10 protein-coding genes are annotated in these 12,387 nt (G+C 43.0%); 8 read left to right on the forward strand and 2 right to left on the reverse strand.

The genetic code is table 11. The annotated features are described in order from the left end of the window. Positions 1-30: 30 nt before the first annotated feature. The 4 genes from groL (at position 31) to AB4140_RS14255 (ending at position 5,640) form a co-directional block, all read left to right on the forward strand. Positions 31-1,674: a chaperonin GroEL gene (groL, locus tag AB4140_RS14240; RefSeq protein WP_102439565.1), complete on the forward strand. Its 1,644-nt coding sequence runs from the start codon at positions 31-33 to the stop codon at positions 1,672-1,674. Positions 1,675-1,869: 195 nt separating this feature from the next. Then, a complete protein-coding gene (locus AB4140_RS14245; RefSeq protein WP_372001442.1) occupies positions 1,870-2,679 on the forward strand; it encodes a zinc metallopeptidase in 810 nt (269 codons plus the stop codon). A 526-nt stretch (positions 2,680-3,205) separates the two neighbouring features. Next, positions 3,206-4,186, forward strand: a complete 981-nt coding sequence (locus AB4140_RS14250; RefSeq protein ID WP_372001444.1) for a helix-turn-helix domain-containing protein — start codon at positions 3,206-3,208, stop codon at positions 4,184-4,186. A 152-nt stretch (positions 4,187-4,338) separates the two neighbouring features. Then, positions 4,339-5,640 carry an anaerobic C4-dicarboxylate transporter gene (locus AB4140_RS14255; protein ID WP_372001446.1) on the forward strand — a complete coding sequence of 434 codons (1,302 nt, stop codon included), beginning with the start codon at positions 4,339-4,341 and terminating at the stop codon, positions 5,638-5,640. Positions 5,641-5,798: 158 nt separating this feature from the next. Here AB4140_RS14255 and AB4140_RS14260 read toward each other — a convergent pair whose 3' ends face one another. Then, positions 5,799-6,290, reverse strand: a complete 492-nt coding sequence (locus tag AB4140_RS14260) for a TIGR00645 family protein (RefSeq protein WP_102439310.1) — start codon at positions 6,288-6,290, stop codon at positions 5,799-5,801. 270 nt (positions 6,291-6,560) lie between these two features. On the opposite strand from AB4140_RS14260, the gene AB4140_RS14265 reads away from it, so the two are divergent. The 4 genes from AB4140_RS14265 (at position 6,561) to AB4140_RS14280 (ending at position 10,878) form a co-directional block, all read left to right on the forward strand. After that, positions 6,561-7,886: an aminotransferase class V-fold PLP-dependent enzyme gene (locus AB4140_RS14265; RefSeq protein WP_372001448.1), complete on the forward strand. Its 1,326-nt coding sequence runs from the start codon at positions 6,561-6,563 to the stop codon at positions 7,884-7,886. A 306-nt stretch (positions 7,887-8,192) separates the two neighbouring features. Next, positions 8,193-8,618 carry a septal ring lytic transglycosylase RlpA family protein gene (locus tag AB4140_RS14270; RefSeq protein ID WP_303502497.1) on the forward strand — a complete coding sequence of 142 codons (426 nt, stop codon included), beginning with the start codon at positions 8,193-8,195 and terminating at the stop codon, positions 8,616-8,618. A 618-nt stretch (positions 8,619-9,236) separates the two neighbouring features. Beyond that, on the forward strand, positions 9,237-10,154 hold the full coding sequence (locus AB4140_RS14275) for an alpha/beta fold hydrolase (RefSeq protein WP_102439312.1): 918 nt from the start codon (positions 9,237-9,239) through the stop codon (positions 10,152-10,154). Between the two features lie 361 nt (positions 10,155-10,515). Next, positions 10,516-10,878 (forward strand): hypothetical protein, encoded by a 363-nt coding sequence (locus AB4140_RS14280; protein ID WP_303411797.1) that lies wholly within the window; start codon positions 10,516-10,518, stop codon positions 10,876-10,878. Positions 10,879-11,010: 132 nt separating this feature from the next. On the opposite strand, the gene AB4140_RS14285 is transcribed toward AB4140_RS14280, so the two are convergent. Beyond that, on the reverse strand, positions 11,011-12,306 hold the full coding sequence (locus AB4140_RS14285) for an amidohydrolase family protein (protein ID WP_372001450.1): 1,296 nt from the start codon (positions 12,304-12,306) through the stop codon (positions 11,011-11,013). Between the last annotated feature and the right edge of the window lie 81 nt (positions 12,307-12,387).

Raw genomic sequence — 12,387 nt, forward strand, 5'->3', positions numbered from 1 at the left:
AATCATCAACAAATTTGAAGGAACATAACAATGTCAGCAAAAGAAGTATTATTTGGTAGTGACGGTCGCGTTAAAATGCTTAACGGCGTCAACATTCTTGCTAACGCAGTAAAAGTAACATTAGGCCCAAAAGGTCGTAACGTCGTTTTAGACAAAAGCTTTGGCTCACCGCTAATCACTAAAGATGGTGTATCGGTAGCGAAAGAAATCGAACTAGAAGACAAGTTCGAAAACATGGGCGCACAAATGGTGAAAGAAGTTGCTTCTAAAGCCAATGATGCGGCTGGTGACGGTACAACTACTGCAACCGTATTAGCACAATCAATTGTGGTTGAAGGCCTTAAAGCAGTCGCTGCTGGCATGAACCCAATGGATCTTAAGCGTGGTATCGACAAAGCAGTTATTGCAGCCGTTGCTGAGCTTAAAGCACTTTCGCAAGAATGTGCAGATTCTAAAGCCATTGCTCAAGTAGGTACTATCTCTGCTAACTCTGATGAATCAATCGGTGAAATCATTGCAACAGCAATGGAAAAAGTAGGCAAAGAAGGCGTTATTACCGTTGAAGAAGGCCAAGCCCTTGAAAACGAATTAGACGTTGTAGAAGGTATGCAGTTTGACCGCGGTTACCTTTCTCCTTACTTCATCAACAAAGCTGAAACAGGCAGCGTTGAGTTAGATTCTCCTTTCATCTTATTAGTTGATAAGAAAATCTCTAACATCCGTGAATTATTACCAATCCTTGAAGGTCTAGCTAAAACAGGTAAGCCACTGCTTATTGTTGCAGAAGACGTTGAAGGCGAAGCATTAGCAACATTAGTTGTCAACAACATGCGCGGTATCGTTAAAGTAGCTGCTGTTAAAGCACCTGGCTTTGGTGACCGTCGTAAAGCAATGCTACAAGATATCGCTATCCTAACTGGCGGTACTGTTATCGCTGAAGAAATCGGTCTAGAACTTGAAAAAGCAGCCCTAGAAGACTTAGGTACAGCAAAACGTGTTGTTATCACTAAAGACAGCACCACCATCATCGATGGTAACGGCGAGCAAGCGCAAATCTCTGGCCGTGTTTCGCAAATCAAACAACAAGTTGAAGAGTCAACATCTGACTACGACAAAGAAAAACTTCAAGAGCGTATGGCAAAACTTGCTGGCGGTGTTGCAGTAATCAAAGTTGGCGCAGCAACAGAAGTTGAAATGAAAGAGAAAAAAGCCCGTGTTGAAGATGCATTACATGCAACACGCGCAGCAGTAGAAGAAGGCGTTGTTCCTGGCGGTGGGGTTGCACTAGTACGTGTAGCGTCTAAGATTTCTGAAGTTGAAGTGATCAACGAAGACCAAAAGCACGGCGTAATCATCGCACTACGTGCAATGGAAGCACCACTTCGTCAAATCGCAACCAACGCAGGTGAAGAAGCCTCAGTTGTGGCGAACACAGTTAAAAACGGCAGCGGCAACTACGGTTACAACGCTGGTAACGACACTTACGGTGACATGTTAGAAATGGGTATTCTTGATCCAACTAAAGTAACCCGTAGTGCATTACAGTTTGCCGCATCAATTGCTGGTCTAATGATCACCACCGAAGCAATGGTAGCTGAAATTCCACAAGAAGCTGCAGCGCCAGATATGGGCGGTATGGGCGGTGGTATGGGTGGAATGGGCGGCATGATGTAATCTAGCTTGTCTAAATTGGTGATAACTGCGTTGCTTCACCACTCGTTTAGCGTACTAAACGTCGTGGTAAAGCGCCTTGTTCTAACCTATTTATACAGCGCTATATGCACTGCTGATCTGAAGCCTAAAAGCTAAAGCCAAACTTCTTGTAAAAGAATTGAAAGCCCCGATACCTAACGGTATCGGGGCTTTTTAGTGGCTTTAAATTTTGTTATAAAATACTTATTTTTTGCAGGCGACTACACGCATCCACAGTTAATGGCTTTGAGTAAAAGCCGTGAGAGTTATACCAAGGTTTATGGCATACTGGGTTTCATGCTATGGATCATTCTAATTATTGTCATTGCGGGCTGTGTATTCTTGCCTGGCTTGTGGGTCAAGCACATCATGAGCAAGTACCAACAGCCCACTGATCGTTACCGTCATCAAGGTAGCGGTGGTGAACTTGCTCGTCATCTTCTAGATCGTTTTGGCCTAAATGACGTCAAGGTTGAAGAGACGCCTGACGGCGATCATTATGATCCCGCGGCTAAGGCTGTTCGCCTTACGCCGGATAACTATGCCGGTTATTCTCTGACAGCTGTGACGGTAGCTGCCCACGAGGTTGGGCATGCGCTACAGGATTCTCGCGGCGAGTCTTTGTTTTTGATGCGACAGAAGCTGGCTAGAACCGCTATGGTCGGTGAGCGTATTGCCGGCATAATGATGTTCGCGGCGCCAGTGGTCCTTATGCTCACTCGTATACCGCAGGCGGGCGCGTTGACCATTTTGATCGGCGTGCTGTCGATGGGGTTGAGCACCATTGTGCATCTGGTGACCTTGCCGGTGGAGTTTGACGCCAGTTATGGCAAGGCGCTGCCCATACTCAAAGAGGGCAATTACCTGCACGACGGTGACCTAAAGCATGCGGAGAAGATTCTCAAAGCGGCGGCGCTGACCTACGTGGCTGGCTCGCTAGCCAGCTTGCTCAATCTTGGCCGCTGGATAGCGGTACTGCGTCGCTAATAGAATCACTGGGGTTTTGTTAGGGGCAGAGTAAACTTTTTCTATTTCCTCAATCAAATTATTAAACACAACCATAATCTTGGCTGTTCGGGGCTTTGTGCTTACTGACTTTGGTATTTTTGCTGAACGTGTTAAAAGGCTGAGGATTAAACTGATATTCAATAAGTGAACCATGAGTATTAGCGAGACGACCGTTCATCCCATGGATGGGATGTTCGAGCCCTCATGGATGAGTTTACGGCGTGTCGGTGAGTGAATGTCATGGTGAGCTGATACAAATCAAATTAATTGGATTAGTCTCGACTTTTTAAGCGATTTCAAATCGGGTGACTGATTAAATTCTTTCTTTGCTTCATAGCCTACACTCAATCGCTAATTGAACAATTAGATACAAAAAATAGCCGAATTATGGCTTAATAATCAATAACGCAACTGCTGGTTGACAGATTAACAAGCTGGCTTGCTAGTGAGCAACTGCCTGATTTCTTATGCTTGTGGCTCAATTATTGATTAAAAGGACTCACTAATGATACTTGCAGATAAGATTATTAGATTAAGGAAAAAACTGGGCTGGTCGCAGGAAGAGTTGGCAGAGAAAATGAATGTTTCTCGTCAGTCTGTTTCTAAATGGGAAGGGGCAAATAGCATTCCTGATTTAAATAAAATCATTATGCTTTCACAGATTTTTGATGTGTCTACAGACTTCTTACTCAAGGATGAGAATGAGCAGTTTGAGTTTGCGACAGAAGCCAAAGAACCAGGCATTAATCATATCAGCCTAGAGCAAGCGACTGAGTATGTTGAGCATAAAATCGCAATGACGAATCTTGTTTCTAAAGGCGTGGTTTTGTGTGTGTGTTCTGCAATGCCGTTGTTTTTCTTTATGGCTATGGCGGAAACGAATCGATTTAACATGACGGGTGATATAGCAGCGGCATTGGGTATTGTGAGTGTGTTGATTTTGGTGTCAGTTGGAGTGAGCTTTTTTATCAAGACAAACCAATATCAAGATGAAATAGCGGCGATAGAAGATGAACCATTTGAACTCGCTTATGGTGTTCACAGCGTGTTTCATGAAAAGCGTAAACAGTTTAGGCCAGCTTATAATTTGCGCTTATCTGTAGGTATTTTCTGTTTTATTGTTAGCTTTGTTCCGCTGCTGTGCGTGAGTATTTTTTCTTTTGAGCAAGACATCGTTTTATTAATGATAGATGTACTGCTTTTTATCATTGCAGTTGGCCTATTCATTATTTTACCGGTTTCAGCAAAATATGATGCCTATAGCAATGTATTGAAAGAAGCCGTTAAAGAGACAGAGACAACTAGACGTACTAAACGAGCCGAGAAGTTGGCTGGATTTTATTGGCCCTTGCTCATTGCTATCTATCTTGGCTGGAGCTTTTGGACAATGGCTTGGGGCATCACTTGGATTATTTGGCCTGTTGGTGCAGTGCTGTTTGCCGCACTCGTTGGCTTGATGGAATTACTTCACAAAGACACGCCTTAAATAAGGCCGATTAAAATCATTGGCCAATGTGAACTGATCAAGTTAACACTTCCGGTTTTTTATTCTGTTAGTTGAGGTTTTATTGATTTAATCATCCATTGCTTATATTGGTTTTGCAGTAAAGTGCGCGCAATTATAGCTTGGGAGGATTTATGGTAACAATTGAGTTAGTGGTGGTATTGGCTGCCATCTTTATCGGCGCACGAATAGGCGGCATTGGCATTGGCTTTGCTGGCGGTTTGGGTGTGTTGGTGTTAACTCTAGGCTTAGGGATGACCCCAGGCACTATTCCTATTGATGTGATTTTGATTATTATGTCGGTCATTGCGGCTATCGCGGCGATGCAAGTTGCAGGTGGTTTGCAATATTTGGTGAATATCGCTGAGCGTGTTTTACGTAAAAATCCTAAGCAGGTTACTTTTTTAGCTCCGATTGTCACTTACACCATGACACTGTTTGCAGGTACGGGCCACACCGCGTTTTCGACCTTGCCTGTCATCGCTGAGGTGGCGAAAGAGCAGGGCATTCGTCCTTCACGGCCATTAAGTATTGCAGTTGTTGCCTCTCAAATTGCGATTACGGCTTCACCTATTTCAGCTGCGGTTGTGCTAATGAGCGGCATGCTTGAAAGCAAAGGCGTGGGCTATATCAGCTTATTGATGATTTGTATTCCCGCTACTTTTATTGCGTGTATGATCGGCGCTTTTGTTGCCCAATTTATGGGTAAAGAGTTGAAAGATGACCCCGTTTATCAAGACCGTTTAGCTCATGGCTTAGTGAGCAAACGCGAGGTGAACAGCACTGAGTTACCAGCAGGGGCTAAGCGTTCGGTGATGGTTTTTCTGGTAGCAATTGTGGCAGTGGTGTTTTACGCCACCGCGATTAGTGATGCTGTAGGTCTTATTGATAATCCGACATTGCCACGAAATGAAGCCATTATGGTGTTTATGCTAACGGCAGCCACGGCGATTACGCTGTTTTGTAAAGTGGATACAGCTGAGGTGCTTAATGCGGCGACCTTTAAATCGGGCATGAGTGCGTGTATTTGTGTATTAGGTGTTGCGTGGCTAGGTGACACCTTTGTTGCTGGGCATTTAGAAGAGATTAAAGCGCTATCGGGTGGCTTGCTAGAAGAGCATTCGTGGATGTTGGCGATCATTTTGTTTTTAGCCAGCATGTTGTTGTACTCGCAAGCCGCAACCACAGCGGCGTTAATGCCATCGGCATTTATGCTAGGGGTTAGCCCTGAGGCTGCTATTGCTTCTTTTGCTGCGGTGAGTGCCTTATTTGTATTGCCAACTTATCCAACCTTGTTGGCGGCTGTTGAAATGGATGACACAGGATCGACCCGTATTGGCCAGTGGGTATTTAACCATCCTTTTGTGGTACCCGGTGTGGTGACGATTGTTAGCTCGGTGATGATTGGATTTGTATTAGCTGAGATTATTTTGTAGGTGTATTTATTGTCTGCTTAAGGCGTTTCTTTGGAGCAATAATGCAGCATGCTTTCAGGTGTCAGCTTTAATGCCGACAAACTGCAAGCCGAAAAAAGCCCCGATGCTTAACCGTATCGAGGCTTTTTTTATTTGGATTTGCAACTTAAGGTCAGCAGCTACTTTGTGCGACTAATTTTATCCAAGTAGCCCATGGCAAAGGCCGATAATACAAAGGTAATGTGGATCAGTAAGTACCACATGATTTTGTCGTTATCGATATTTTCGGCATTCATAAAAACTTTAAGTAAATGAATTGACGATATGGCCACAATTGATGCGGCTACCTTGTTTTTAAGTGAGCCTGAATCCATTTTTCCAAGCCAGCTTAGTTTGTCACTGTTTTCGCCCACATCTAGCTGTGAAACGAAGTTTTCATAGCCTGAAAACATCACCATCACCAGAAGGCCGCCCACTAAAGTGATATCGATTAGCGATAGTGTAATCAGGATCAGGTCAACTTCTTTCATCTCAAAAATCATCGGTAGGATGTGAAAAATCTCTTGAAAGAACTTGATACCTAACGCAAATAGGACCAGGCTTAAACCTAAATAAATCGGTGCCATGATCCAGCGTGATGCATACATTAATTTTTCAAACACTTTTTCCATATATAGTTAACCTTTCAGATAAAAAACGCTGCAATCAATCAAGTTGATGATTGTTAAATCAAAACAGAGTGCACTTTAACTGTGCTTACCTATACTAGCAAGCGAGATCATCTCCCCACTTACCCAACTTGTACATTATCAAACAGGCTTAATCATGTTTAAGACTGACTTTTCGGCGCCGCAGTGACACTTGCGGTCAATTAATAGACACTCCTGCATTCGGTTGCTACTTTTTATTAACGGTACACAGCGATTAATAAAGAGTTGTCTATGTTACGTCGTAATTTTTTAAGTCGAATGGGTTTAGCCTTAGCTGGAAGTGTCATTGGGACAAGCATAGGCAATGCAGCTGATGCCGCTGCTGAGGGCAATAAAGCAGCGTTAATGCCTGATAATATCAATGCTGGAGATTGGACTGCGCTGCGACAGCTTTTCCCCTTAACTGACGATTACATTCACCTTTCTACCTTTTTGTTGGCTTCTCACCCTAAACCTGTGGCAGATGAAATTGAGCGACACCGCAAAGGCTTAGATGCCAATCCTTCAGATTATTGGCATAAACACTTTGAAACCATTGATGGAAAAATATCCGCTGCGGCAGCAAGCTATATGGGTGGTGAAGCCGAACAAATTGCCCTCACTGACAGTACAACGATGGGGTTATCTTTGGTATACAGCGGGCTTAAATTACGCCCTAATGATGAAGTAGTGCAAACCGTACACGATCATTACTCTACCGATCTGTCTTTAAAACTGCGTGCAGAAAGAACAGGGGCTAACGTGCGCCGTATTACGTTATATGACACCCCTGCCACAGTGACAAGCTTGCAAGTTATCGATAACTTGGCCAAGGCCATTAATCAAAATACTAAGGTGGTGGCTGTGACTTGGGTTCACTCTTCCACTGGGGTTAAATTACCTATCCGCGCTATGGCAGATGTGATTGCCAAAGCCAACAGCTCACGTTCTGAAGCTGATAAAATCCTATTTTGTGTCGATGGCGTACATGGCTTTGGCATCGAGGATGTTGATGTGAGTACATTAGGCTGTGATTTTTTTATTGCTGGCACTCATAAGTGGATCTTTGGCCCACGTGGCACTGGCATTATATGGGGCTCAAAGCGCGGCTGGAATAACTGCAGCGCAGTGATCCCAAGTTTCAGCCTATCCTACGATGTGTGGCTAGGTAATAGCACCCAAGCGCAAGTACCAATGGGTGAACATATGTCACCAGGAGGCTTTCACTCGTTTGAACATCGCTGGGCATTGCCTGCAGCGTTTGAGCTACATATGCGTTTGGGTAAAGCCAAGGTGCAACAGCGTATTCATCAGCTCAATACCCAAACCAAGCAAGGCTTGGCAAAAATGTCACATGTCACCTTGTATACGCCAATGGCCACTGAACTATCATCGGGGCTGGTGTGTTTTGATGTCGATGGTTTGTCACCGCAACAGGTGGTAGAGCATATGCACACTAAGGGCATCATTATGAGCTCGACGCCTTATCGTGACTCATACGCGCGTTTTGCGCCGAGCTTAATTAATAACGAAGCCGAGATTGATAAAGCACTCTCTGAGATACAAGCGTTGGCATAAGGTTTTGCTTTTAAAAAGTGTCATAAGTGCAAGTCAGTGTAATAACGGGGGGGGCAGAATCCACGGTTACTAGCGAGCCATAACATATAGGCTCCAGCAGCTACTACATGAACAAGGGAGTGAACATGAGCAGGGTTTATGTGATGCTGCGCTTGCTATGGTGGTGTTATAAGTCATCTTGAGTGACAGCTTAAATGTTCTCATCTACACTGCAGGCTAAGGTTAGCGAGTTGTCTGAGAGCATTTTGTGCTTACAAGACAGCGAATAAAATGAAGCATTATTTTAAAGAGCGAGTAGTAAACACAATGATTAAATTTAAGCTTATGTTTAGTGTGTTACTCCTTGCTATGGCAACAGGCTGTTCATCACGAGTGCCCATCGATGCTTCTAAAACAACACAATATTCAACATCTCATGCACTAGTGGGGCAAGCTTCTTGGTATGGCAGTAAATTTCACGGCAGACTGACGGCAAGTGGTGAAAAATACAATATGAGAGCCTATACCGCAGCCCATAAAACCTTGCCATTTGGCACTATAGTGAGGGTGACGAATACCGGTAATAATAAAAGCATCGATGTAAAAATTAACGATCGCGGCCCATTTGTTAAAGGCCGAGTGATCGATCTTTCTCAAAAAGCGTTTCAACAAATAGCCAGTAGCGATCAAGGGATTGTAGCGATCAAAATTGACATTCTAGACGACAGTAATACCTTTAGATACAAACATTAATCTTGCCATCGCGAGCCACTATTTGACTCTGTTTAACTAGGCTCAACATCTTAGTTAATCTCTCTGTTCTTTATGACCTATCTCGCATCATTTGTTTAAAGCTCTTCTCTTTAGCATTCAACATTTAGCATTTAGCATTTAGCATAGCCTATCAAAATAGGTTTTTTAGCTGACTAAATCGAGATTGCTGAGTCCGCGCTTATGCGCTTATGCCACCCAATATGTTGGGCATCGGCAAACTGTGTAATAACTTCTTCTTATAAATCGCCCTAAAAACGATCAAACGCATGAAATAACAGTAAAAAGCCTGATAGGCGAACGCCTTGTGCATTTAGTTTTCTTACAGTATTTACATAATTGTCGATAGTTCTTTTCATCTTCATAAAATTAGAGTTATTATTCTAATTTGTATGGGATGTAACCGCGTTACTGATTAATCAGCTTAAAAATACACTAGATCTTGGCTGCGAATAGCTATGTTTAGTTAGCGCTGCGGTATCTGTCAGCAATTGCTGATGCATTTAACTCGGTATAAAAATTTTTAACGGTATTAATTGATAAAAGCGCAAACGCCAGCAGGGTGTTTGTAGATGTACTTCAACATAAAAATGGATATGTATGAAAAAAATAATAATTAGGATCTTAGTGATCGTACTGGTTGTACTTTCTCCCATTCTGTATCTCGCAGGCACATTTGTTTTTACAGGCCCGATGCCAGATGATGAATTTCAGCAACAACTACCTACGATAGTAAAAAACCTTGAAGTAAAAATGGATGGTGAGGGTGAAGAGACCATAGTCATGATCCACGGTTATCCTGATAGTTTAGAGCTGTGGGACAAGCAAGTTGAATATTTAAAGCAAGACTATCGGATTGCTCGATTTACTTTGCCGGGGTTCGAGCTAGAAGATAATGGCCAAAGACCCGATTACAATATTCAGCAAATTCGCATGATTATGGATGCCTTTATCGAAAGTTTAGATAGAGATAAAGTGACTGTACTCGCTCATGACTGGGGCGCGTCTTATGCTTCACATTATCTTGCGCAAAATGACTTGGTCGACAGACTTATTCTTTTAGACATTGGCAGCTATGGTAACGAAAAATCACCAAGCATTAATGTTAAATACACCTTTGCCCTTGCGCTTGCTTGGGTTTTACCTGAATTTCTCGGTGAAAAATTAACGCTTTTTACTGCGGAAAACATATTAAAACTTGAACAGAATGTAGACGCGAATAAAAAAGTGGCTAATTTACGTTCTGATGCGCGTATGACTTACCCATACTGGCATTTATGGAACGCTATTTTATCAAAAGATTTACCCCAACGTGTTGCGGTGGAAGATTTTGGCACGCCTTTTCTTTTCATCTATGGCAAAGATAAGAATGTGTGGTTCCATGGTAAAGAGTGGTTGCAACAGGTTGTCGATTTGAATAAGGGTCAGGTTGAAGTGGTACCGGGCGGTCACTGGTTTATGGAGTCTTCTGCTGACTTAGTGAATCAAACTGTCGATGATTGGATACGTGCTAATTAAAAATAATAGTAATTGGTTAGCTATCACTAAGCCGATAGCGCCAGTAACTTAGTCACTGTGTTAAGAAAGGGGATACTTGTTGAGAGTATCCCCTTTTTTAGCATTTAGCCTGCGTCGATGCTGATACTTAGGTGGATTTAAATTTTGTTAAAACGTGCAGCTGGGATCTTGCGGCTTTATATCAGCGTTTTAGTTAACCTTGTGACCGCGCTTTAAAAGCGTAATTTCGTTTTAAGATAAAACTCAGTTAAGTTAATTACAATGGATGACGATATAAACTATTGTCATAAATTGAACACTTAAAGAGGGTTTTATTATCAAAGATAATCACAGTTCAAACTCGTCTAGCCGTAAGCCTTGGGTGACTCTCGGCGTTATTGTATCCATAGTGATATTGTTTGCGGTGGTGTTTAATGTCATGCCCAAAGGGTTTAAAACCACCCATGAACAAATTGGCACAGGTAAGCCTGCATTTGTATTTGTTTATGATCCCAACCTTGCGGTGAGCAATAGCCAAACTGAACAAATGAATGAGGCTCGCGATCAGATTAGTGAGCAAGCGTTTTTTTTGATCGCCAGAATAGGCACCCCAGAGGGTGATCAATTGATTGCCAAATACCGTGCTAGCCCTGCTGAAGTGCTATTGTTTGATCCCGCTGGTAACTTGGTTAAACGCCAGTATGCATTGAGAACGGCTGCAGAGTTAATGCAGTGGGTTAACTAAATCAACTAGTAAGCTAAAGTAAGGCTTAAATCAGCCTTATTTTTACATATTAAAAAGCCTTGATAGCAAACACTATCAAGGCTTTGTTGTTTCTAGCGAGTCATTTGGCTTTATTAGCTAAACCTTACTGGCTTACTGCTTATAGACTTGACCGTCTTTCATCACAAAGGTCACGTTTTCCATTAAGCTGATATTGCTGAGCGGATCGCCATCAACGGCAATAATGTCAGCTAAAAAACCTGCTTTAATCTGCCCGAGGTTGTCTTGCTTGAGTAAAGCGGCGCTATTGATGGTCGCAGCTTGTAAGGCTTGGGCTGGGGTCATACCAAATGTCACCATACGTGAGAACTGCTTACCGTTATCACCATGGGGGTAAATTGCCGCATCTGAGCCAAATACCATGTTAGCACCAGCTTTTACCGCTGCTCTAAAGCTATCTCGCTGGGCTTGGGATACTAACTTTTCTTTATTGATGTTTGCTTCAGGTACACCATTAGCTGCGCCATAGGCGAGGGTGTATTCAGTGTTGTAGATATCACAAGAAAGGTAAGTACCAGCCTTTACAGCCATTTTTATTGCTTCTTTATCCATGAAACTACAATGTTCGATACTATCGACGCCCGCTCTGATCGATGCTTTAATACCGCTAGTGCCATGGGCATGGGAGGCAACCACTAAGCCACGCATGTGGGCTTCATCAACGGCTGATTTTATTTCTTCATAAGTTAGCTGTTGCATGCCGACTTTAGTGCCCTTAGAAAATACCCCGCCAGTGGCACACACTTTAATCGCATTAGCGCCATACTTGATATTTTCACGTACTTTAGCGCGCACAGCCCAAGGTCCATCAGCGACCCCTTGCGATTTTGATTTTTTTTCTGGGGATGAAAAGTTATCGTCGCAATGCCCGCCTGTAATACTAATCGGATGGCCAACAGCCCAAATTCTTGGCCCTGCAATTTCACCGGCATTAATGCCGTCGCGGGTGGCAATAACGGCGTAACCCGAAGCGCCTAAGTCCCGCACTGTGGTAAAGCCTGCCATTAAGGTTTTTTCGGCATTTTTAACCGCTTTAACGGTTTGGCGTGGAATAGAATAATTTTGCGAGGCTAAAAAATTATCCTCGGCATCACCGCTAAGGTGAACATGCATATCCATCATCCCAGGAAGTAAGGTTTTACCGCTTAAATCGATAAGCTTGTAATCATTATCTGTAGTGATTTTGGCTTGTTGGGTGACTTGGGTTATTTGATTGCCATTAATGACAATGGCCACGTCATTAATGGTTTTGCCTTTTACTACATCGACGTATGCATCAGCGATCAATAAGGTTTGTTGTGCCAGTGCTGGCACGCTTAGCGTCAGCGAGATTGCCGCTGCTAAGCTGAATTTTGTTAGACCCTTTAATTGTTTATTTGGCTTTACCATCTGCGTGGTTTTCCTATTTATTGTTGTTTAAGTAAGCGTACAAACCATCATACGACAATTGTTAAGCTAGTGTTAATACTT

It is taken from the genome of Shewanella sp. 10N.286.51.B2 (assembly GCF_041469265.1).
In the GTDB taxonomy this organism is placed as follows: Bacteria; Pseudomonadota; Gammaproteobacteria; order Enterobacterales; family Shewanellaceae; genus Shewanella.

Bases quoted from the DNA above. Each gene is read 5' to 3' on its own strand.
- AB4140_RS14285 (WP_372001450.1), bottom strand. From the start codon at position 12,306: ATGGTAAAGCCAAATAAACAATTAAAGGGTCTAACAAAATTCAGCTTA.
- AB4140_RS14265 (WP_372001448.1), top strand. From the start codon at position 6,561: ATGTTACGTCGTAATTTTTTAAGTCGAATGGGTTTAGCCTTAGCTGGA.
- AB4140_RS14250 (WP_372001444.1), top strand. From the start codon at position 3,206: ATGATACTTGCAGATAAGATTATTAGATTAAGGAAAAAACTGGGCTGG.
- groL (WP_102439565.1), top strand. From the start codon at position 31: ATGTCAGCAAAAGAAGTATTATTTGGTAGTGACGGTCGCGTTAAAATG.
- AB4140_RS14275 (WP_102439312.1), top strand. From the start codon at position 9,237: ATGAAAAAAATAATAATTAGGATCTTAGTGATCGTACTGGTTGTACTT.
- AB4140_RS14260 (WP_102439310.1), bottom strand. From the start codon at position 6,290: ATGGAAAAAGTGTTTGAAAAATTAATGTATGCATCACGCTGGATCATG.
- AB4140_RS14270 (WP_303502497.1), top strand. From the start codon at position 8,193: ATGATTAAATTTAAGCTTATGTTTAGTGTGTTACTCCTTGCTATGGCA.
- AB4140_RS14255 (WP_372001446.1), top strand. From the start codon at position 4,339: ATGGTAACAATTGAGTTAGTGGTGGTATTGGCTGCCATCTTTATCGGC.